General features: G+C 38.8%; 22 protein-coding genes. 11 read left to right on the top strand and 11 right to left on the bottom strand.

All coding sequences use genetic code 11. The features are described 5' to 3' along the window. Positions 1-5: 5 nt before the first annotated feature. From H8692_RS09300 to H8692_RS09350, 11 genes are all read left to right on the top strand, one after another. Complete coding sequence (locus tag H8692_RS09300) at positions 6-1,196, top strand: pyridoxal phosphate-dependent aminotransferase (RefSeq protein ID WP_187525553.1); 1,191 nt, start codon at positions 6-8, stop codon at positions 1,194-1,196. A 30-nt stretch (positions 1,197-1,226) separates the two neighbouring features. Then, on the top strand, positions 1,227-3,857 hold the full coding sequence (gene mutS, locus H8692_RS09305; protein ID WP_243206961.1) for a DNA mismatch repair protein MutS: 2,631 nt from the start codon (positions 1,227-1,229) through the stop codon (positions 3,855-3,857). Beyond that, on the top strand, positions 3,854-5,695 hold the full coding sequence (mutL, locus tag H8692_RS09310; protein WP_187525554.1) for a DNA mismatch repair endonuclease MutL: 1,842 nt from the start codon (positions 3,854-3,856) through the stop codon (positions 5,693-5,695). The genes mutS and mutL overlap by 4 nt, the downstream gene beginning before the upstream one ends. A 1-nt stretch (position 5,696) precedes the next feature. After that, positions 5,697-6,638: a tRNA (adenosine(37)-N6)-dimethylallyltransferase MiaA gene (gene miaA, locus H8692_RS09315; protein ID WP_243206962.1), complete on the top strand. Its 942-nt coding sequence runs from the start codon at positions 5,697-5,699 to the stop codon at positions 6,636-6,638. Further along, the gene (locus H8692_RS09320; RefSeq protein ID WP_177270513.1) at positions 6,617-7,750 is read left to right on the top strand and encodes a tyrosine-type recombinase/integrase; all 1,134 of its coding nucleotides are present in this window, start codon (positions 6,617-6,619) and stop codon (positions 7,748-7,750) included. The genes miaA and H8692_RS09320 overlap by 22 nt, the downstream gene beginning before the upstream one ends. A 5-nt stretch (positions 7,751-7,755) precedes the next feature. Beyond that, on the top strand, positions 7,756-9,333 hold the full coding sequence (locus H8692_RS09325; protein WP_187525555.1) for a hypothetical protein: 1,578 nt from the start codon (positions 7,756-7,758) through the stop codon (positions 9,331-9,333). A 1-nt stretch (position 9,334) separates the two neighbouring features. Continuing rightward, positions 9,335-10,627, top strand: a complete 1,293-nt coding sequence (locus H8692_RS09330) for a methionine gamma-lyase family protein (RefSeq protein WP_187525556.1) — start codon at positions 9,335-9,337, stop codon at positions 10,625-10,627. Positions 10,628-10,670: 43 nt separating this feature from the next. After that, positions 10,671-11,411: a TVP38/TMEM64 family protein gene (locus H8692_RS09335; RefSeq protein ID WP_187525557.1), complete on the top strand. Its 741-nt coding sequence runs from the start codon at positions 10,671-10,673 to the stop codon at positions 11,409-11,411. 32 nt (positions 11,412-11,443) lie between these two features. Further along, positions 11,444-12,649 carry a threonine ammonia-lyase gene (gene ilvA, locus H8692_RS09340; RefSeq protein ID WP_177270521.1) on the top strand — a complete coding sequence of 402 codons (1,206 nt, stop codon included), beginning with the start codon at positions 11,444-11,446 and terminating at the stop codon, positions 12,647-12,649. A gap of 15 nt (positions 12,650-12,664) precedes the next feature. Continuing rightward, the gene (locus H8692_RS09345) at positions 12,665-13,432 is read left to right on the top strand and encodes an EFR1 family ferrodoxin (RefSeq protein WP_187525558.1); all 768 of its coding nucleotides are present in this window, start codon (positions 12,665-12,667) and stop codon (positions 13,430-13,432) included. 111 nt (positions 13,433-13,543) lie between these two features. Beyond that, positions 13,544-13,858, top strand: a complete 315-nt coding sequence (locus H8692_RS09350; protein ID WP_177270524.1) for a LysM peptidoglycan-binding domain-containing protein — start codon at positions 13,544-13,546, stop codon at positions 13,856-13,858. Between the two features lie 143 nt (positions 13,859-14,001). Here the strand turns inward: H8692_RS09350 and ruvX are convergent, their stop codons facing one another. The 11 genes from ruvX to H8692_RS09405 all read right to left on the bottom strand — a co-directional run bounded on the left by ruvX (position 14,002) and on the right by H8692_RS09405 (position 23,472). Next, positions 14,002-14,430, bottom strand: coding sequence for a Holliday junction resolvase RuvX (gene ruvX / locus H8692_RS09355; RefSeq protein ID WP_177270526.1), 429 nt, complete (start codon positions 14,428-14,430; stop codon positions 14,002-14,004). Between the two features lie 97 nt (positions 14,431-14,527). Beyond that, positions 14,528-14,779 carry an IreB family regulatory phosphoprotein gene (locus H8692_RS09360; RefSeq protein WP_207722986.1) on the bottom strand — a complete coding sequence of 84 codons (252 nt, stop codon included), beginning with the start codon at positions 14,777-14,779 and terminating at the stop codon, positions 14,528-14,530. Between the two features lie 103 nt (positions 14,780-14,882). After that, positions 14,883-17,501, bottom strand: a complete 2,619-nt coding sequence (alaS, locus tag H8692_RS09365; protein WP_187525559.1) for an alanine--tRNA ligase — start codon at positions 17,499-17,501, stop codon at positions 14,883-14,885. Between the two features lie 128 nt (positions 17,502-17,629). Continuing rightward, positions 17,630-17,794: a hypothetical protein gene (locus H8692_RS09370; RefSeq protein ID WP_177270532.1), complete on the bottom strand. Its 165-nt coding sequence runs from the start codon at positions 17,792-17,794 to the stop codon at positions 17,630-17,632. Positions 17,795-17,869: 75 nt separating this feature from the next. Then, positions 17,870-18,286, bottom strand: a complete 417-nt coding sequence (locus tag H8692_RS09375; RefSeq protein ID WP_177270534.1) for an aspartate carbamoyltransferase regulatory subunit — start codon at positions 18,284-18,286, stop codon at positions 17,870-17,872. Next, positions 18,287-19,201, bottom strand: a complete 915-nt coding sequence (pyrB, locus tag H8692_RS09380) for an aspartate carbamoyltransferase (protein WP_177270536.1) — start codon at positions 19,199-19,201, stop codon at positions 18,287-18,289. 39 nt (positions 19,202-19,240) lie between these two features. Next, positions 19,241-19,873: an orotate phosphoribosyltransferase gene (gene pyrE / locus H8692_RS09385; RefSeq protein WP_177270538.1), complete on the bottom strand. Its 633-nt coding sequence runs from the start codon at positions 19,871-19,873 to the stop codon at positions 19,241-19,243. Between the two features lie 20 nt (positions 19,874-19,893). Next, positions 19,894-20,595, bottom strand: coding sequence for an orotidine-5'-phosphate decarboxylase (pyrF, locus tag H8692_RS09390; RefSeq protein WP_187525560.1), 702 nt, complete (start codon positions 20,593-20,595; stop codon positions 19,894-19,896). Next, entirely contained in the window at positions 20,595-21,506 is a 912-nt protein-coding gene (locus tag H8692_RS09395) for a dihydroorotate dehydrogenase (protein WP_187525561.1), read from the bottom strand. The genes pyrF and H8692_RS09395 overlap by 1 nt, the downstream gene beginning before the upstream one ends. Continuing rightward, positions 21,500-22,246 (bottom strand): dihydroorotate dehydrogenase electron transfer subunit, encoded by a 747-nt coding sequence (locus tag H8692_RS09400; protein WP_187525562.1) that lies wholly within the window; start codon positions 22,244-22,246, stop codon positions 21,500-21,502. The genes H8692_RS09395 and H8692_RS09400 overlap by 7 nt, the downstream gene beginning before the upstream one ends. A 44-nt stretch (positions 22,247-22,290) precedes the next feature. After that, entirely contained in the window at positions 22,291-23,472 is a 1,182-nt protein-coding gene (locus tag H8692_RS09405; RefSeq protein ID WP_187525563.1) for a dihydroorotase, read from the bottom strand. Positions 23,473-23,554 lie beyond the last annotated feature (82 nt).

The following is a 23,554-nucleotide window of genomic DNA, read 5'->3' on the forward strand; positions in this document are numbered from 1 at the left end:
TAAAAATGAACATATCAAAAAAAATGAACAAAATAGGGCAGTCCCCCATAAGAAAATTTAATCCCTTCGCTATAAAAGCAGAAAAAGAAGGGAAAAAAATCTATAGATTAAACATAGGACAGCCTGACATAGAAACACCTTCCTGCTTTATGGATGCGGTCAATAATTTTCATGAAAAAGTAATCGCTTATTCTGAATCAGGCGGTGAAACAGTATTGCAGGATGCTATATCAAATTATTTCAAAGCCTATGGAATGAGTTATACAAGGGATGACATAATGATAACAAACGGTGGTTCCGAAGCTCTCAGTATGGTATTTACAAGTATTTTAGATCCAGGTGATGAAGTAATAATAGCAGAACCGTTTTATACGAATTATCATACATTTGTAACGGCAGCAGGAGGCAATATTGTTCCTATAACAACAAAGGCTGAAGACGGATATGATTATGCAGATGCCGAACTTATAGAATCCGCTGTAACCGGTAAGACACGAGCTATTGCCTGTATAAATCCGGGTAACCCTACAGGCAGAGTTCTCACAAAACAAGATATGGAGCTTATTGCCGAAATAGCTGTGAAACATGATTTATGGATCATAGCTGATGAAGTATACAGAGAATTTGCTTATGACGGAAACGAAATAACTTCTTTCGGTATGCTTTCGAATGTTGCTGACAGAGTAATAATAATAGATTCAGTGTCAAAAAGATTTTCCGCATGCGGAGCAAGAGTCGGATGTCTTATAAGCAAAAACAAAGATATAATGGAGTGTGCACTTAAAATCGCTCAGGGTCGTCTTTGCTGTCCTACTCTTGATCAGATAGGCGCTGCCGCTCTTTACAATATAGATCGTTCATATTATGCTGACGTAAAAAAAGAATATGAAGGAAGAAGAGATGCAGTTTATGAAGAACTTATGAAAATACCGGGCATTGTATGCAGAAAACCCGGAGGTTCATTTTATATAATGGCTAAACTTCCTATAGATGATGTTGAAGATTTTCTCATGTATCTTCTTACAGAATTCGAAGACAATGGTGAGACTGTAATGTTTTCACCAGCAGAGGGTTTTTATGCTACCGAAGGCCTTGGTAAAAATGAGATCCGTATAGCATATGTGCTCAAACAAGATGATATGAGAAGAGGCGCGCAGCTTATAAGGCTGGGACTTGAAAAATATAAAGCCAGATAAGAATATGAAGTCAGGGGAGGAGTATTAAAAATGTCGGCGCCTAAACTTTCGCCCATGATGCGGCAATATATGGAGATAAAGAAAAACTATGAAGACTGTATTCTATTTTTCAGACTCGGTGATTTCTATGAAATGTTTTTCGATGATGCCAAGCTTGCTTCCCGCGAGCTGGAGCTTACACTTACAGGAAAGAATTGCGGTATGGAGGAAAGAGCTCCTATGTGCGGAGTCCCTTTTCATTCCGCTGAGGCTTATATAGCCAGACTTGTAGAAAAAGGATATAAAGTAGCCATATGTGAGCAAACTGAAGATCCTGCGTCTTCAAAAGGAATAGTTAGTCGGGAGGTTATACAGATCGTAACTCCCGGGACTGTTATCAGCAGTGCTATGCTGAAAGAAAATGAAAACAATTACATTGCTTCAGTATATGTGCGCGAAGTTTCTATAGGATTATCTTATTGCGATATATCGACGGGTGAAATTCGCCTTACAGAGATAAGAGGGACAGGCAGAAATGAGAATCTGGTAAACGAACTTGTTAAGATAAATGCCAGAGAAGTTATCTTGGATAATTTTGCTGCAGAAGCTATAGATATGAACAGCATCAAACCTATAACCAGTGCTTATTTCAACATTCTTAACGAATCTTACTATAAACAGGATGCAGTCAGAAATGCGATAAAAAGGCAATTTAATATATCATCTGTCTTTGGTATCGGAATAGATGAGAATTCACCGGCTGAATATGCTCTGGGAGTATTGCTCATATATCTGCACGAGACACAAAAAAACTCGCTGGGGCATATTGCTGATCTCAATATATATTCCATGGGACAGAGAATGGCACTGGATAAGTCAACCATTAAGAATCTTGAACTTACAGAGACCTTGTTTGAAAAAAAAGTGAAAGGGTCTCTTTTAGGTGTACTGGATAAAACTCACACTGCTATGGGATCAAGAAAGCTTAAACAGTGGATCAAGGAACCATTAAATGATATTTCTGAAATATCCGCAAGACTTGATGCGGTAGAAATTCTTCTCGAAAATATTATCATCAGAAATAATATAAAAGAATCACTTAAGCGTGTATATGATTTTGAGCGCCTTGCAGGCCGCATCGCCTGCGGTACAGCTAACGGCAAGGATATGATAGCACTTCGAAATTCATGCAATGTACTTCCGGATATAAAGGAAGATTTGTCATCTATAGAGTTGCCTCTGATTTCACAGATAAACAAAAATATCCATTCTCTCAGCCATGTATATCAGTTGATAAACTCAGGGATAGTAGAAGATCCTCCTTTTTCAGTGAAAGAGGGAGGGCTCATAAAAGCAGGATATTCTCAAAAGCTGGATACTCTCAAAGATTCTATAAAGGATGCTCAGGATTGGATTGCCGGATTGGAATACAGTGAACGGGAAAGAACAGGTATAAAAAATCTGAAGGTAGGATATAACAAAGTTTTCGGATATTATCTGGAAGTCACTAAGTCTTATTATGATCTTGTTCCCGATAATTATATAAGAAAACAGACATTAGCTAACTGCGAACGTTTTATAACTCCTGAACTGAAGGAGACTGAACGACTGGTTCTTAACGCAGAGACAAAAATAAATCAGACTGAATACAATCTGTTTATTGATATTCGTCAAAAACTGCAACGCTTTATTAGGCAGATTCAGGAAACATCAAAGGCTATCGCATCTTTAGATGTTCTTACATCTTTCGCAGAAGTCAGTGAAAAAAATGATTATGTGAAACCTTCCGTAGACGAAAGCGATATAATAGAAATTGTTAAAGGCAGACACCCCGTGATAGAACAAACGATAACAGACGGGATGTTTGTTAGTAATGATACATACATAAATAAAGAACTTCGCAATCTCTTGCTTATAACAGGACCCAATATGTCAGGAAAATCAACGTATATGAGGCAGACTGCTCTCATAACTCTTATGGCACAGGCAGGCTGCTTCGTACCATGTGAAAAAGCAAGAATAGGTGTCTGTGACAGGATCTTTACAAGAATAGGAGCATCTGATAATTTGGCTCAGGGACAGAGCACATTTTTCGTAGAAATGAGTGAGCTTTCATATATTCTCAATACTGCCACCTCGAGAAGTCTTGTTATTCTCGATGAGATAGGACGGGGAACAAGCACATACGATGGACTTTCAATCGCATGGGCAGCTGCAGAATTCTTGTGCCGTCCGAAAAGAAAAATACGCACACTTTTGGCTACTCACTATCATGAAATGACGCAGCTTGAAGGGTCTATGAGAGGTGTTAAAAATCTCAATGTAGATGTTGCCGAAGAAAACGGTGATGTGGTATTTCTTCATAAGATCATTGAAGGCAGCGCAAGCAGAAGTTACGGTATACATGTGGCAAAGCTGGCTGGTGCTCCGTCTGAACTTTTAAATCGAGCAGAAGAACGTTTACTGGAACTGGAAAAAGGAAGCTGCGGCAAAACGGAAGAATATGAATATATTTTGACTGAAAATGATGAAAGCTCAAATAAAGATATAGAGGAAACTCAGATATCTTTTTTCACATCTATACCCGATCCTGTAATAGAAAAAATTAAAGCTCTGGATCTGATGAATACAACACCGTCAGAAGCTCTTAAAGTACTGGAGGAACTTAAAGGATATATATGATAAGAATATTAGAAAAGAATATTGCTGATAAAATAGCAGCAGGAGAAGTCATAGACAGACCCGTTTCTATTATTAAGGAACTCCTTGAAAATTCACTGGATGCAGATGCTTCAAACATCACTGTCGAAATAAAGAACGGAGGGAAATCATATATAAGGGTAACCGATAATGGCTGTGGCATAGATGGACAACAGGCAGAGCTGGCATTCATGAGACATGCAACAAGCAAAATATCATCTGCTGAGGATCTCGATGCCATACATACGCTGGGATTCAGGGGAGAAGCTCTGGCAAGCATATGTGCAGTCAGCAGAGTGGAGCTCATAACAAAGACAGCTGATTCCAAAACAGGAAGGAAAATCGTTATTGAGGGAAGCCAAGTATTGGAAAATACTGCTATAGGCTGTCCAGACGGGACAACAGTGACTGTTAGAGATCTGTTTTATAATGTTCCTGCCAGACAGAAATTCCTGTCCTCTGATAATTCAGAGACGAGGCGTGTAGTTGATATGGTATCCAGAATTTCTCTGGCGTACGGAAATGTAAAGATAAATCTTATAAATGGAGAGCGCACTGTATTTGCTACAAGAGGAAACGGAAACATTTTTAATAACATAATAAATATATATGGGAATAACGTTGGAAAAGATCTTCTTCCTGTAGATGGCGAGGGTAGAGGATTTATCCTCAAAGGTTTTGTATCAGCCCCATCAGCTTCAGCTCCATCCAGAAACAAACAGATATTTTGTGTAAACGGCAGAATTGTTACCAGTAAAGTAATGGAGAACGGACTTGAAGCTGCATATAAGGAAAAGCTTTTTCATGGCAGATTTCCTGTAGCTTTTTTGTTTCTCAGCATGCCTGCGGAAAAACTGGATGTCAATGTTCATCCTACTAAAAAAGAGATCCGTTTTGATGATGATTTTGAAGTAGAAGACTTTATAAAAAGTAATGTAAGATCTGTATTAATGAAAAAAGATGCTTTGCCTCAAATAAGAAGTGAACATATTAAACATAATGCAGGAATAGAGGAGGAACTATTCTCATACAAATCTTCAGAGGTTTCGAAAGAAAATTCAGATTCAAATACATACATACAGGAAATATCAGAGAGTAAAGTTTCCGAAAAAAGAAAAACACAAGATATTATTTATTCTGACGGCGAACAAGTTGACATAAAAAATTTATTATTTAATATGCGCCGCAAACAAGAAGAAGAAAAAAAAGAGATACTGCCTGAAAAACCGGAAAACAGATACTTTGATTTTACTACACTGAATTACATAGGTACTTTGTTTAATACCTATATTATAGCCTCAGATGAAAATAATTTTTACCTTATAGATCAACATGCTGCTCATGAAAGAATCTTTTATGAAAAACTGCTGGATCAGTATAACCAAAGAGATAAGGCTTCGCAGCAGCTGCTTATGCCTATAAGTATTAATGTATCGGCAAATGTGGTCGCTGGTGAAGATATATGGTTTTCAGATATTTCAGGTATGGGCTATGATATAGAATTTTTTGGAAACAATACATATATAGTAAGAGAAATACCGGCTTTCATGGAGCTGAAAGAAGCAGAGGATTTTTTATCGGATTTTTTTAAAGAAATGGAGGATAAGCCTGATCTGACCGACCGACAGACGTTAAATAAAATTATTATGAGATCTTGCAAAAGCGCTGTTAAAGGAGGAGATCCTCTTACACAAACAGAGATACAGGCTCTCGTAAAAGATTTGGACAGATGTGTCAATCCGTTTTCATGCCCTCATGGCAGACCTACGTTTATAAGAATGACTAAATATGAGATAGAAAAATTATTTAAAAGGGTATAAAATGTTTACTGATATGAACAAAATCATTGCAGTGGCAGGTCCTACTGCTGTAGGAAAGACTAAATTTGCTATAAAACTGGCAAAAGAACTTGATGGAGAGATCATTTCATGTGATTCTATGCAGTTGTATAAGTTTATGGATATAGGAAGTGCCAAGCCAACTCCTGATGAAATGGCTCAGGCGAAACATCACCTTGTGGATATTATAGATCCAAGAGAGGATTTTTCAGTAGCGGAATATCAAAAGCTGGCAAAAGCTTCAATTCGAAATGTACTATCAAGAGATAAGCTTCCCATAATTTCAGGTGGTACAGGACTCTATCTCAATTCTCTCATATATGAAATGGACTTTTCTTCATCACCCGGAGATTTTTCATACAGAAAAGAGTTGGAGAAAATCGCCGAAGAAAAAGGAAATAAATATCTTCATAATATGCTTGAACAGATGGATTCAGAAGCAGCATCAGCCATACATCCCAACAATTTAAAAAAGATAATAAGAGCTCTTGAACGTCTTAAAGAAGGAGAAGGCAAAATAAAGAAATTTTGTGATATTAAACGCCGCACGAATGATTATGATATAGTTCTTATCGGTTTGACAAGAGACAGACAAGAGCTGTACGAGAGAATAAATAAAAGAGTTGATATACTGGTTGAAAAAGGACTGTTTGATGAAGTCGAAAATCTTATGAAGATGGGACTTACTGCTGAAAATATATCTATGAAAGGTATCGGATATAAAGAAATAATGTATTACTTTGAAGGCAGATATTCACAAGAAGAGGCAATCGACAAAATCAAAAAAAATACGAGGCATTACGCTAAAAAACAGTTAACGTGGTTTAGAAGATATGATAGAATGAAGTGGTATAATATTTCAGATTTTGACAGTGACAATGATGCCGCAGAGGTAATAACGACATGGGTGCGGGAAAGCGTATAAAACTGCATAATAAGAGCGATAAACCGGATAATGTGGTGTTGAGCGAGCACGAGATAATTTTCAAATGTGAGGAAATACAAAAACAGCTTCCGGATTTTCTTAAAGAATTTTTCGCATATCTTAAAGGAAATGTGCTTCCCAGAACAAGACTGTCTTACCTGAGCGATATAAAATTTTTCTGCCAGTACCTCATAGATGAGAGTAAACTCACTTCTGCACAGAATATAATTGACATAAAACTGCAGGAATTTAATAGAATAAAAGCGGCAGACATAAATCTCTTCTTGGATTATTGCAGAAAATACACTGTGGAAAAAAACAATGAAATCATAGTGTATGAAAACAGCAATAAAACACTTGCGAGAAAGAAATCTTCTCTTTCAGTAATGTTCAAACAGCTTTACAGAGCTGGAAAAGTTCAAAAGAATATTACCGATGGATTTGATCCTATAAGAGTTCCCAAAGCAGGTGAGAGAGAAATTAAAGCTCTTCAAGATGACGAAGTAATGATTATGTTGGATGCCGTTTCCACAGGGGAATATCTTACGGAAAAAGAACGGCAATACTGGAAAAAAACAAAAAAACGTGACAAGGCGATACTGGTGCTTTTTCTGACTTATGGTCTCAGACTTTTTGAGCTCCAGCAGCTCAATGTGTCTTCTTTTAATTTTTCCAGAGGAGAATTTAAAATATACAGAAAACGCGCTAAAGAATCAGTGATGCCCTTGAATGAATCAGTGACCCAAGTAGTCCTTGATTATATACAAAATGAACGTGCTGATGACAGTAATCTCGATGATCTTTATAAAGATGCTCTTTTTCTTTCTCTTCAGGGTAAAAGAATGACAGACCGTCAAATACGGGAGCTTGTGAAAAAATACACTTCCATAGGTCTTGCCACCTCAAGAAAATCCGGCTACAGCCCTCACAAACTGAGAGCAACCGCTGCTACAAGTCTGATTGGCAGGGGGAATTCAATTTTTGATGTACAGGCGCTTTTGGACCATGAGCAGGTAACAACTACGCAGCTGTATGCCAGTCATAAAATGAATGTAAAAAGAGATCTGGTCAACGATATGGAGTGGGAATTAGAGAGAAAAGAAAGGAAATGACGATAATGAAACGATTAGTGATTTTATCTGCAACTGTAATATTCGCGGCAAGTTCACTTGCTGCCGCACCTGTTTCATTTGCCCAACTTAGAACATCGAAAAATATGGGTAACCATATCAATTCATATTTCGATGAAGAAGAAGGTGAAGATCAGCAGAAAAAGTATACAGAAAAGGATACATCATGGTTTGATTATCTTGATCCGCAGGATACATATGAAATATCCACGGAAGGCGAGCTCATAGGTCTGGCGAGTCTGGTAAACGAAAATCAGACAGATAGATGGAAGCCTACGAGAATAGAAAATTTCGAAGGTGTGACTTTTATTTTGAAAAACGATATTGAACTCACCTCTGAATGGACGCCTATAGGAACAGGAAGCGCATCATATTTCGCAGGAACATTTGACGGGAACGGACATACCATCAGCGGTCTTGATGTTGATATAGATGCAGGCCCCGCAGGTCTTTTCGGATATCTTGTGGGAGAGGTAAAAGATCTTACTGTTGAAGGTAAAATAAGTTCAGGAGACGGAAATTGCGGAGGAGTTGCAGGACTTCTCAATTCTGCAGGACAAATCATAGGATGTACTTCAAATGTGGAAATATCGGCAAAAGATAAGACTGGCGGAATAGCCGGATACAGCGACGGAGGAACGATAGAATTATGTGTGAATCTGGGAAAAGTTTCGGGAACCTATAAGGTCGGAGGTATAGTGGGCGAAAACTGGGGAGGCACTGTAAATCAATGCGGAAACAGGGGAGAGATAAATTCATCCAAAAGAGGTGTCGCTACTTACGGAACAGGAGGAGTTGCAGGTAGATCAGTGTCAGCTGAAGCAAAGGTAACACAATCATTCAATCAAGGAAAAATTTCTTCAGACACAGAAGCTACAGGAGGCGTAGTAGGATATACCAATGCCAGTGGAGCTACAATAAAAGACTGTTATAATACAGGTGAAATAACCATAAAAAATAAAAATAATGCTAAAAAAATATCTAAATCCTATGCCGGAGGAATTGTAGGAATTGTAGGAGCTACAAGAGTAAATGTAAAAAACTGTTATAATTCCGCCTCTGCTCTTAATGCAGACGTAAGCGGGGGAGTCGTAGGTTATTATATCAATGAATCCTATAATTCAGAAGAACTGAAATATCTTAACAATAATTATTACTCCAACGGAAAATTCAAAGCGGGAATAGGAATGATCCATAACGAAAATGACCGCAACATATCAAAAGCCGCCATAGGTATTTCAGATAGGAGTTTTAACAGCCTCGTTTCATCACTGACTACTGCCTACAAAGACGATCTTGGAATATACGGAAACAATGGATATCCTGTACTCGAATGGCAGGAACCTATAAGTGATGATGAAAAGGTTTATATGGACAGCATCTCAAAAGATATACAGAAAGCTCTTGATAAGTATCTGATGAAGAATGCCGAAACTTCACACTACGGCCAAACTATCATCAATTTCTTTTCACCGGCCAACTATACAAATGATGCAATGATCCTCTATAATGAGAATAAAGAGGATTCAAAGGACAAAAATAAAAATACAAAGGAAGAACATTAATATGCAAAACAACACTTACAGATTATTGACGGAAAAATTCAATATATCAAAAGATGTCCTGGATCTTATAAATAAAAGTGAAGATCTTGTTTCCGATTTGTTCGAAAATCTGGATGACATAATGGCATACAACCAATATAAAGTTCTGGACGCTTTCCAAAAAAACGGTATACGTGATATGCATTTTTCATGGAATACAGGATATGGTTATGATGATGCAGGAAGAGACGCTACAGAAAGAGTTTTTGCTGATATTTTTAATACAGAAGCGGCACTTGTAAGACCTATCATTGTAAATGGAACACATGCTCTTACACTGACACTCATGGGCATTCTGAGACCTGGAGATAAATTGATATACTGTACGGGCGCTCCTTATGATACTCTGGAAGAGGTTATCGGAATAAGAGGGAAAGGAAAAGGATCTCTTAAAGAATATGGTGTTTCATATGATCAAGTTGAATTAACTTGTGACGGGTCAATAGATTTCGATGCTCTGAGAGAAGCTATAGATGATGATACGAAAATGGTTACACTGCAGAGAGCTACAGGCTATGGCTGGAGAAAAGCTATATCTATCGAAGAAATAGAAAAATGGGTCGAATTTGTAAAAAGTATTAATCCCAATATAATCTGTATGGTAGATAATTGTTATGGAGAATTTCTTCACACAAAAGAGCCTACAGATGTGGGAGCAGATGTTATGGCAGGCTCTTTAATAAAGAACCCCGGAGGAGGACTGGCACTTACCGGAGGATATATTGCGGGAAGGCAAGATCTGATCGAAAAAATATCTTACAGAATGACTTCGCCGGGCATAGGCGGGGAGTGCGGACTTACGTTCGGACAAACAAGGACTATGCTGCAGGGGCTGTTTATTGCTCCCAAAACTGTAAACGGAGCTATAAAGGGAGCTATTTTATGCTCTAAAGTTTTTGAACTTTTAGGATATGATGTATGTCCTAAAGCTGAAGAAGTAAGAAGCGATATAATACAAGCTGTAAAACTGGGAACTGCCGAAGGAGTGATTGCCTTCTGTAAAGGAATACAGGCTGCAGCTCCTGTAGATTCCTTTGTTTCTCCGGAGCCATGGGATATGCCCGGATATGATGATCCGGTAATAATGGCTGCAGGGGCCTTTGTTCAGGGATCTTCCATAGAGCTTTCAGCAGACGCTCCTATAAGACCTCCTTATATAGTATATTTTCAGGGTGGACTCACTTATGAACATTCGAAATTCGGAGTTATCAAAGCTCTTCAGGAACTTTTTGACAAAAAACTTATAGTCATATAAATATGAGGTCTTTTCAGACCTCACTTTAACTAATGAGGGAAAAATGTCAATATCAACAGATAAAAAAAACAGATTAAGAAAACGTGTTAAAATATTCAGCGCAATATTAAAGCTGGCGCTGCTGCTTGTTATCCTGATAGGACTGCCTCTATATATATATTTCTTTCATCATGATCTGATACAAAGATTTTCCAGCGCAGAGAATATAGAAGCATTTTTTAATGATTATAAAGCGCAAAGTGTATTTATATATATGGGCTCACAGATTCTTCAGATAGTAATCTGTATAATACCGGGACAATGGCTGCAGTTTGCTGCAGGATATATGTACGGCTTTTGGCTGGGGTATCTTTATTCACTCATCGGGGCTTTTTTAGGGTCCGTGATAACTTATTACGTCGCTAAAATATTGGGACACGATGCAATGCATCTTATTTTTGGTGAGGAAAAAATCAAGAAAATGCTGGTGACTTTAAACAGCAAGAAAGCAGTTGTACTTGTTTTTCTCATATTCCTGATTCCGGGTGTTCCCAAAGATCTATGTAATTATGTAGCAGGGCTTTCTGAAATGAAACTGAAGCCATTTCTTATCGTTTCTCTCATAGGCAGATCTCCCGGTATGATGGGCAGTCTTTTAATAGGAAGACAGATTCATACCGGAGGATATATAAGTGCAGCCATTATAGCTGCTGTTGCCGTAGTATTATGTATTTTGGGAGTTGTATTCAGAAAAAAGCTTACTGTCTTTTTAGATAAAGCTTATGAAAAACTTATGCGAATCTAAAGAGTCTTTCGTGATCATATGGAGAAAAAATCATGCTTACACTTGATAAAATATATCATGCCGCTTTCGTGTTAAAAAATGTGGCCAGAAAAACAGATCTTATAAAAGCTACTAAATTATCGAATAAATGCGAGCTTTATCTAAAAACAGAAAACCTACAGGAAACCGGAAGTTTTAAGCTCAGAGGCGCATATTACAAAATAAGCCAGCTTACAGAAGAAGAAAAGTCCAGAGGAATTATAGCCTGCAGTGCAGGAAATCATGCTCAAGGTGTTGCAATGGCAGCATCCCAAAATGGAATTAAAGCGATTATCTGTATGCCTGACGGAGCGCCCATAAGTAAAATAGAAGCTACAAAACAACTTGGAGCGGATATCAGACTTGTAAAAGGTGCCTATGATGATGCTTATGCTGAAGCCATCAGAATTCAGGAAGAAACAGGAGCCACATTTATACATCCATTTAATGATAATGAAGTAATAGCAGGACAGGGCACAATAGGGCTTGAGATTCTCGATGAGATAGAAGACCTTGATGCGATTGTAGTTCCTATAGGAGGCGGCGGACTGATTTCCGGAATTGCCTATGCTGTAAAACATCTTAATCCTAATATAAAAATTTACGGTGTGCAGGCCGCAGGTTCGGCCAGTATGTACGAAAGTAAAATAGCCGGTCATCCTGTAATGCTTGAATCAGCTGCTACATTTGCCGATGGGATAGCTGTTAAACAGCCGGGAGATATAACTTTTGACATAGTGGAAAAATACGTAGATAAAATAGTTACTGTAAGTGAAGATGAGATAGCTGCGGCAATACTTGCCCTTATTGAAAAGCAAAAGGTAATAGCAGAAGGAGCGGGAGCAGTTGCCGTGACTGCAGTCATGTTTGACAAACTTCCATTGGAAGGCAGAAAAGTAGCATGCATCGTTTCAGGAGGAAATATCGATGTTAATATATTGAACCGGGTTATTACCAGAGGCCTTGTTACCAGTGGAAGAAATGCTAATCTTACCATAGCTCTTTCAGATAAACCGGGACAGCTTCAGCAAGTAGCTGAAATAATTGCGCGGTGCGGAGGCAATGTGGTAGCAGTTCACCATGATCGTGCTGATGCCAATATGGCAATAACGAGTTGTTTTCTTAAAATAGCACTTGAAACAAGAGATCATGCCCAGATAGACGAAATAAAAAATGAACTTTCAAAGGAAGGCTTTACAATAGTTACAGAAAGAGTTTAAAGAAAGGGTGTCTATATGAGTCTGTATAATATTTACTTTAGTCCCACCGGGGGTACCAAAAAGGTAGCTGATATTATTGCTTCCCAGCTTGATAAGGATCATATTGATTTAGATATGATAAAAAAACCTGATGCTGTAGAAAAATTAAAACTCGATCAGAATGATATCTGCATTATTTCAGTTCCTTCCTATGGAGGGCGAGTTCCTGCTATAGTTTTGGAACATTTAAATAAGACAGTCGGAAACGGAGCAAAAACCATCTTAGTGGCAGTCTACGGAAACCGTCATATTGACGATACGTTAATAGAGCTTTATGATTCACTAAACAACAGAGGATTTTTTTGTTTGGCAGCGATAGAAGCTGTTGCAGAACATTCTCTTATGCATCAATTCGCAGCAGGAAGACCTGACACAAAGGACAAGAACGAGCTTTATAATTTTGCAGTACAAATCAAACTGGCATTAAAAGAAGACCGCAACTATTCAAAACTTCATATTCCCGGTAGTCATCATTATAAAGAATACAACGGAGTTCCCATTAAACCCATCACAACTTCAAGATGTAATAAGTGTGGAATTTGTGCAGAAGAATGTCCGGTAAATGCTATTTCTAAAGATAATCCCCAAAACACAGACAAAGAAATCTGTATTTCATGCATGCACTGTGTTTCTGTCTGTCCCGAAAAAGCCAGACAGACTAGCAAAATAATGACTTTTGTGGCTTCTCAAAAGTTTAAGAAAGTCTGTTCGGGGCGAAAGGAAAATAAACTGTATCTGAATTAAATACATTGAGAACAGGTGTTTACTTTTTTCATTGACAAAGAACGCACATTCTGCTATACTATTATCAAACAGAAGAACAAATGTTTGATAAAGAGGAAGTGAGGGCTGTCAATGAGATCACATAAAAGGAAAAAATACAAAATATCATCGAAGCTCAGATTTATAACATCCATAGTAGTTATGGCCGGACTGTCAATAGGTATTTTAGGAGCTGTTTCAGGACTTAATATTTCACGAGCTGTAACAAAGCAAGAGTATATAAAAGTAGAAATTTGCTATGGAGACACATTGTGGAATATTGCCAATACATATAAATCCGATGATACAGATACAAGAAAAGCAGTATATGAAATATGCAGAACAAACGATATCGAAGCTTCTGATCTGATACCCGGAATGATTATATCCATACCTGAAGATTTATAAAAAGTAAAAATGAGAGAAAATCATAACAAAACCTCTTTGAGATAAATACAGAGAGGTTTTGTTATATTAGTAAAAAAAGAGTTTAACTATTCCCATAATTATGATTATAGGAATAGTTGCTTTTTATCCTATATACTCTCGTCTTATTTCAATGTATCCAGATATCCCTGCAGTATAATAACTGCAGCCTGTTTATCTATTACCTTCTTTCTTTTTCCTCTGCTGACATCTGCTTCTATGAGAATTTTTTCAGCCATTACTGTAGTTAGACGTTCATCATAGAATTCAATTTTTATATGAGACATACCGCTGCTTTTCATTTTGTTTTGCAGCATAGTTTTAAACTCGTAAACTTTTTCGGTCTGCGGACTATCTGTTCCGTCAAGTCTCTTGGGAAGTCCTATTACTACGGTATCACAGTCAAACTCCTTTATATAATCCATGACTTTTCCGGAATCCTTTCGTATACCTATACGTTCTATAGTAGTAACTCCCTGCGCCGTTATATTGAGAGCATCGCTTACTGCTACACCTATAGTTTTATCTCCTACATCGAGAGCCAGTTTTTTCATTGATTTATTCCTTTCTGTTTGCATTTATGCGCTTCAAGATTTAGATAGATCATAAAAAAAGGCGGACATTTCTGTTCGCCTTTGAAATCTCTGTTGATTATCTGTGGAGGTACGCTCTGATAAGTTCTTCAACAAGATCATCTCTTTCTATTCTTCCCATAACATTCCTTGCATTATTATGGCTCGTAATATAGGAAGGATCTCCTGATAAAATATAACCTACCATCTGGTCGATAGCGTTATATCCTCTTTCCTCTAATGCATCATATACTATATTTAAAATTTCTTCAATAGTTCTCTGCTCTACTTTATCGAAATTATCATACATTCTAGTTTGCCTATCCATCATATAACCTCCGTTCATCTATATATTGGAATTATAACATTTCCTCTGTTAAAAATACAAGGGAAAAAGTATAATTACACAAAATTATCACATGTAATTTATTATATTATAACAATTCTTCAGCTTTTGCAAAGGCAGCAGAAATTTTGTTCGGGTCTTTAGCTCCAGCTTGAGCCATATCTGCTTTTCCGCCGCCGCCGCCACCTGCTGCAGCTGCAATTTCTTTTATCATTTTTCCTGCATGGAACCCTTTTTCAACTACATCATCAGTCAGTGAAACAAGGAATGTGACTTTGCCATCAGCTACTGCAGCGAATATCATCGCTGTATTTTTACTGTTTACTTTGATTTGATCTGATAAATCTCTCAGGTCATTGATATTATAATCATCAAACTGTTTCATGATAAGCCTTATTCCGTTTATTTCTTTGGCGTTACCTATGATATTATCAAGAGACTTACTCATTTCGGCTTTTTTCAGCTCATTTATTTCCTTTTTTAAAGATTTCACTTCATCTGATACGGATATTGCTTTATCCACTATATTATCTCGGCTTGATCTTAGGGCTTCCGCAGCCTGATTGATAACTATTTCGCTTTCATTGAATTTCTTTAACAATCCCTGCCCTGTTATAGCTTCTATTCTTCTTACCCCTGATGCTACTCCTGATTCTGAGAGTATTTTGAATAAACCTATTTGCCCTATGTTGCTTACATGTGTGCCTCCGCAGAATTCTTTACTGTAATTACCGATAGAAACGACTCTCACAGTATCTCCGTATTTTTCTCCGAATAATGCTGTTGCGCCTTCTTTAAAAGCTTCTTCAGCCGGCATTACTTTGGTAGTAACTTCTATAAAGCGGCTTATTTTATCATTTACAATAGCTTCAACTTTATTTATCTCATCCTTTGTCATGGCCTGGAAATGATTGAAATCAAATCTGAGTCCGTCTTTAGTCACTGATGATCCAGCTTGTTTTATATGATCCCCAAGAACGTCCTTGAGAGCTTTATGGAGCAAATGCGTAGCTGTATGATTTGCCGAAATCATATTCCTTGAAGGTACATCCGGCATACACAATACACTGTCGCCTTTGTTCACTGTACCTTTAATCACTTTTATTTTATGAACAAAAACGCTCTGAGCTTTAGTAACCTCCATTACTTCGGCAGTAAAATCATCATTGGATATTATTCCGGTATCGTATATCTGACCTCCGCTTTCTGCGTAAAATGAAGTTTTATCCAGAACCATTCTGCATACTGCACCTTCTTGGACAGAATCAAGCATCTCCTTATCCTGCAGTATTGCCTTTACAGTTGCCTCCTGCATCATGACTGTATATCCTGTAAACTTGGTCTCTCCTTCAAGAGAAAGGCCTGCAGCTGCTTCTTCCCAGCCTGCACCTTCCATTTCCTGCTCCACTTGCGAGCGTTTTTTCTGCTGCGCCATAGCTCTTTTAAATCCTTCAAGATCAACAGTATATCCTGATTCCTCAAGTATTTCTCTTGTTAAATCTATAGGAAAACCATAAGTGTCGTGAAGCTTAAATGCCTTATCTCCCTCTAAAACGTTCTGTCCTAAAGTTTTCATCTCGTCCGTATATCCATTTATTATTTTCATTCCTTGGTCTATAGTAGAAGCAAATTTTTCTTCTTCTACAGCAACAACCTTCTTTATCATTTCACGTCTTGTCTCAAGCTCAGGATAAGCTTTTCCGGAAACATCAATAACTCTGTCGCAAAGTGCTGAAAGAAACGGCCCTTCTATACCTAACATCCTGCCATGTCTGGCTGCACGTCTTATAAGTCTTCTCAGAACATATTCCCTTCCTTCGTTACCCGGAAGTATTGAATCTCCTATCATAAATGTCATAGATCTGAGATGGTCAGTTATTATTCTTATTGAAACATCTGTAGATGCAGCCCCGCTTTCATATTTCACACCTGAAACTCCCACAACACCATCTAATATATATTTTATAGTATCTATATCAAATATGGATTCAACATCCTGCATTATACATGCCAGACGTTCAATTCCCATACCTGTATCAATGTTAGGATGAGCCAAATCCGAATAATTGCCTTCTTCATCTCTATTAAACTGAGTAAATACATGATTCCAGAATTCCACATATCGGTCACATTCACAGCCCGGTTTGCAGTCAGGATTGTCGCAACCGTATTTTTCACCTCTGTCATAATAAATTTCAGAACACGGACCGCACGGACCTGTTCCGATTTCCCAGAAATTATCGTCTTTGCCTAAACGTACGATTCTGTCCTCAGGCATACCTATAGTGTCTCGCCAAATAGCATAGGCATCATCGTCATCTTCATATACAGTGGCCCACAGCTTGTCCGTAGGCATTTTGAGAACTTCTGTTATAAATTCCCATCCCCATGTGAGAGATTCTTTTTTAAAATAATCTCCAAAAGAAAAGCTTCCCAGCATTTCAAAAAATGTACCATGTCTTGATGTGAAGCCTACATTTTCAATATCTCCCGTTCTGATACATTTCTGACATGTAGTCATACGCTTTGCCGGAGGAGTCTCCAGCCCTGCAAAATACGGCTTTAAAGGCGCCATGCCCGAATTTATGAGAAGAAGACTTTTATCCTTTTCAGGTATGAGAGGAAAACTCTGTTGCCTGTAATGATCCTTCGACTGATAAAAGCTTAAAAATAATTCTCTGATATCATTTAAACCCATTTTTTTCATGATAATTATTGTCCTCCTAAAAATTAGATACGCACACATGCAAAATGTGATATCTGACTTCTAATTATAGCAGAAAAACATTAGAATTTCAATAAAATTGACGCCTTACGGCGTCAATCTCTCTACTCTTATGATGTTAATTTTTCAGCGGCTTTTTTTATCTCTTCAACAGCATCCATTACATCTTCTTTTACATTGCATCTGCTGCCTGCATCCATAAGCATGTATACATGCATGCCTACGATGGCGCCGGCAAGTCCGATTCCCAGTATAGTATTACAAGCTTTTCCCATATGATGCACCTCCTGTTCACGTGAAAAGGCTGTCTTTTGACAGCCTTTATTATATGCAAATTTTATGAATATATTCTATTTTGCTTTGCTTTCACAATAAATACATCTGTATACTCTGTTTTCTTTATCAGTAAGTCTGAAAACATGGGAAAGTTCCTGTTCTGTAGTAGTTATGCATCTCGGATTTTTACATTTTATTACATCTACTATTTCTGTAGGCGGAGCTATATGAGTTCTTTTCGCCAGCTTACCGTTTTCAATAATATTCACTGTGATTCGAGGATCCACATAACCGATGGCATCAAGATTGACATCTATTATACGATCTATCTTGATAATATCTTTCCTGCCCAGCTTTTGACTCTCAGCATTTTTTATGAGAGCTACCTGACAGTCCAGAGAATCAAGGCCTAATATTTTATAAAGTCTCATGCCTTCACCTGCTTTAATGTGATCCAGTACTATTCCGTTTTCTATCTTTCCTATAATCATTTATTTCACCTCCAAAAGCTTGAGAATAAGCGCCATTCTTATGAATTTTCCGTTGAGAACCTGTTCAAAATATCTGGCTCTGGGATCATCGTCTACTGCTACGGATATTTCGTTTACACGCGGAAGTGGATGAAGTATGCTGAGGTCCTCCTTGGCGTTAATCAGCTTATCCGGTGTCAAAATGTAGCTGTCCTTCAATCTTATATAGTCCTGCTCGTTAAAGAAACGTTCCCTCTGTACTCTTGTCATATAAAGTATATCCAACTGTGGCATTGCAGCTTCAAGATCTGTAGTCTCAACATATTCCATGCCATTTTTCTCCAGAACCTCATGTTTGAGGTATTCAGGAATTTTAAGCTCTTCCGGCGATATAAGCATGAATTTTACATTTTTATATCTTGACATAGCTCCTATCAGAGAGTGTACTGTTCTTCCGAATTTAAGATCGCCGCAGAATCCTATAGTTAAATCATTGAATCTTCCCTTTTCTCGGCTTATTGTAAGTAAATCTGTCAATGTCTGCGTCGGATGATTGTGACCTCCGTCTCCGGCGTTTATAATAGGTACAGTTGACTTTCTTGAAGCAACCATAGGCGCACCTTCCTTAGGATGCCTCATGGCGATTATATCGGCATAAGAGCCTACAGTTCTGATGGTGTCAGAAACACTTTCGCCTTTTGCGGCGGAAGAACTCTGAGCTTCCGAAAATCCAAGTACATTGCCGCCCAGCTCATACATTGCCGCCTCAAAGCTGAGTCTCGTCCTTGTGGATGGTTCAAAGAACAGGGTGGCCAGCTTCTTGCCTTTGCACTTTTCAGCATATTTACCGGGATTATCTATGATATCCTTTGCAACACTTATCATTTCGTCGATTTCACCTGTGGTCAGCTCCATAATATCAATTAAATGTTTCATTCTTACCTCCTGTTTTTAAAATCACAACAACACAAACGATTATTTTTTCATCCAGCTTTCATCCTGTGGATTGTCTCTGAATGCCATAAGTCTCTTTATATCCGATTCTTCAATATATCCCGTCTCTGCCGCAGCAAGAGCTACTGCATCAAAATCCGTAAGGCTTATATTTTTCACATTGGCAGCCGCCATTCTGTCAATTCCCTTTTTCATTCCATATGTAAAAATGCTGACGATACCAAGAACATCGGCACCTGCTTCTCTTAAAGCCTCAACAACATCTATGACACTGCCTCCTGTGGAGATTAGATCTTCTATTACCACAACCTTCTGTCCCTTTTCAAGCCTTCCTTCGATGCGGTTGCCTCTGCCGTGATCCTTTGCTCCCGAACGCACATATCCCATAGGAAGATTCAGTATATGCCCGGCTATTGCAGCATGAGCTATGCCCGCCGTACTCGTTCCCATAAGAACCTCCGCATCGGGATAATTTTCCTTTACGGTATCGGCTATTGCCTGCTCCACCTTATCTCTGACTTTAGGAGCTGTAAGTATAAGCCTGTTGTCACAGTACACAGGACTTTTTATTCCGCTTGCCCATGTAAAAGGTTTAGCCGGACTCAGAAAAACTGCTTCGATTTCAAGTAAGCTTTTGGCGATTTCTTTTCTCACATCATACCTCCTGATACACATTATTTATCTACAAATTCTTCAACACATCGTTCATATGCTTTAACGGGGTCATCTGCTGCCGTTATGCTTCTTCCCACAACTATATAATCGGAACCAAGCTCCTTTGCTTTAGCCGGTGTGGTTACACGAGCCTGATCTCCCTTGTCGTCATCTGCAAATCTAACTCCCGGAGTCACTGTAAGGAAAGTATCTCCGCACACTCCGTGAACTTTCGGAGATTCCAGAGGTGAACATACAACTCCGTCAAGACCTGCTACCTTAGCGTTGTAAGCATAGTGAGCAACAACTTTTTCCATATCCTCATCTATCATCAGATCATTCTGCATACGCTCCTGTGTAGTTGACGTAAGCTGGGTAACTGCTATGAGCAGTGGCCTGCTGCCATCATCTGCTTTAAGTCCTTCAAGACCGGCCTTCATCATGTCTATAGTTCCCGAAGCATGAACATTGCACATATCCACTCCCAGTCCCGAAAGAACCCTCATGGCCTTATTTACAGTATTGGGAATGTCATGGAGCTTAAGATCAAGAAATACCTTATGTCCACGCATTTTAAGCATTTTTACGATATCAGGACCTTCCGCATAAAAAAGCTCCATGCCTATCTTCACATAAGGTCTTGAATCTCCCAGTTTTTCGAGAAAGTGCAGCGTTTCCTCACTGCTGTTAAAATCACATGCTATGATAACATCTTTACCCATTAATGCGCACCTCCTATTATATCTTTAAGATCATTTATACCGTATTTTTTCATTGTCTGAGGCAGCGCCTCCACAACCTCTTTGCATACATAAGGATTCACAAGATTAGCCGCCCCAATCTGCACTGCCGATGCTCCTGCCAGCATCATCTCTATTACATCTTCGGCAGAGAAAATGCCTCCTATGCCGATAATCGGAATATCTACACATTCATACACCTGATAAACCATCCTCAGAGCTACCGGAAAAACCGCAGGACCCGAAAATCCTCCCATTTTATTGGCTACTACAGGCTTTCTTGTCTTAAGATCTATTCTCATGCCAAGCATTGTATTTATGAGGGATATACCGTCGGCGCCCGCTTCTTCACAAGCTGCTGCGATTTCCGTTATATCTGTAACATTGGGAGAAAGCTTTACTATCACAGGTTTGCTGACCCGTGATTTCACTGCCTTGACCACCTGCGCCGCTGCCTTTGCATCTGTTCCGAAGGCGATGCCGCCGCCGTGTACATTGGGACATGAAACATTCACTTCAAGCCACCCCACCTGGTCACAGCTGTCAAGCCTCTGACATACTTCCGTATATTCCTCCACTGAAAAGCCTCCGACATTTGCCATAACTTTTTTATGTAAACATCTTTTCAACTTAGGCAGTTCTTCTTCTATTACTTTATCTACTCCCGGATTCTGAAGGCCTATTGAATTGATAAGCCCTTCTCTGCATTCCGCTATTCTCGGCGTGGGATTGCCGAATCTCGGCTCAAGAGTTGTTCCTTTGAAAGAAAAGCTTCCCAGTATATTTATATCGAATAACTCCGCGAACTCATACCCGTATCCGAAGGTTCCGCTGGCAGCCATAACAGGATTGTCCAGCGTTACTCCGCAGAGATCCACTTTGGTATTTACCATATTATCTCTCCTCTCTTTAATACAGGACCTTCTTTGCATATACGTTTGCTTCCGTATTTTGTCTCACAGGAGCACCCCATACATGCTCCGAACCCGCATCCCATTCTTTCCTCGAAGCTAAGCTGACCGTCTGTTTTCTTATCCGCAGTATAATCAATAGCCTTAAGCATTGCTTCTGGTCCGCATGCGAAAAAGTAAGTATACTCAATAGTTTTAAGAGCGTCTGTTACAAATCCCTCTGTACCGATGCTGCCGTCTGCGGAAGTTACGTAAACATCTGCTCCCATTGCCTTGAATTCTTCTATGTAAAAGCTGTCCTTCTGCGAATTAAAGCCCAGAATTACAGACGGTTTCACGCCCTTGGATATAAGAAGCCTGCACAGTCCGTACATGGGGGGAACACCTGCGCCGCCGCCTATAAGTACAGGTTTTTCACCGATATTCTCATCTTCAATATTAAAACCGTTGCCCAATGGTGTCAGAATATCCAGCATCTGTCCTGCTTCCATTTTACTCATTTTCTCTGTTCCCGCACCTACAGTCTTGTATATAATTGTAATATTGCTGTCTGTCCAGTCACATACGGAAATGGGTCTTCTTAAAAAAAAGCCGTCAAGTTTTATATTGACAAACTGTCCTCCGTTGGAGATCCCGTGCTCCCCACTGCAGAAAAGCTTCATTTCGTAGGTTTTATCTGCGATTTTTTTATTGGATAATATTTTGAAATCTGATTTCTTCATTGATATTTCTCCGTATTTTCATTGCTATATATTGATACTTCACATTAATACTTCCAGACGATGTTTCCGTCGACTACAGTCATCATACATCTGCCTTTTACGCTCCAGCCTTCAAACGGGCAGCTTCGTCCCTTTGTCATGAATTTTTCCGGGTCTATTACGTATTCATGCTCCAGATCCCAGATTGAAAATGTCGGAGCATTTTTTTTCAGCTCTTCTCTCAGTGGTGTAACTTCAAATCCGAAACGTTTTCTCGGATTTTCATACATTAGGTCTATAAGTTTTTCCATAGTTATAATGCCCGGTGCCACAAGCTTTGAATACATTACAGGCAGCGCTGTTTCCATGCCTACTATACCAAATGCACTTCCTGCAAATCCTTTGCTTTTCTCTTCAATACTGTGAGGAGCATGGTCAGTGGCTATCATATCTATCGTCCCGTCAGCTATGGCCGCAAGAAGAGCTTCCTTATCTTCACGGCTCTTTATAGGTGGGTTCATCTTGAATCTGCCGCTGTCTTCAATCTCATCATTTGAAATAGTAAGATAGTGAGGCGCCGTTTCACAGGTTATATCAAGCCCCTCTTTCTTTGCTGCTCTTATCAGGTCCACAGACTCTTTTGTTGAAACATGGCACACATGATAACTGCAGCCAGTCTGTTCTATCAGCTTTATATCGCGTTCAAGCTGTTTCCATTCGCTTTCGGAGGTTTCTTTTGGAAAACTTTCATCTTCACAGTGAGCCACTATTAGCTTACCCAAAGCCTTCGCCCGTATCATTGCATCTTTCATCATCTGTTCTGATGCCACGCCTCTGCCGTCATCAGTAAAACCTATAACATATTCGGTCATCTGCTCCATGTCGGCAGGTTCGCTTCCAAGCTCACCCTTCGTTATTGCTCCGTATGGATACACATGAACTTTTGCATCCTTTTTTATAGCATCCAGCTGTACTTTAAGATTATCAAGACTGTCAGGGCAGGGATCAAGATTAGGCATGGAAAATATATCAGTAAATCCACCTGCGGCTGCTGACAGTGTACCACTTTTCATAGTTTCCTTATATAAAAAACCCGGCTCTCTCAAATGTACGTGTACATCCGTAAGACCGGGTAAAATATGACAATTTGAAAAATGAGAAATATCAATACCGACAGATCCGAGATGATCCCTCTCAGCAATATTGATATCTTCAACTTTAATGAATCTTTCGTAATTACCTCTCATCGCTATCTCCAATTTTCTATATACATTAACATCCTTACATTTATACCATAACAGAATTATCATGTCAATAGAAAATAACGAT

Source organism: Lentihominibacter hominis, from assembly GCF_014385065.1.
Classification (GTDB): Bacteria; Bacillota; Clostridia; order Peptostreptococcales; family Anaerovoracaceae; genus Lentihominibacter; species Lentihominibacter hominis.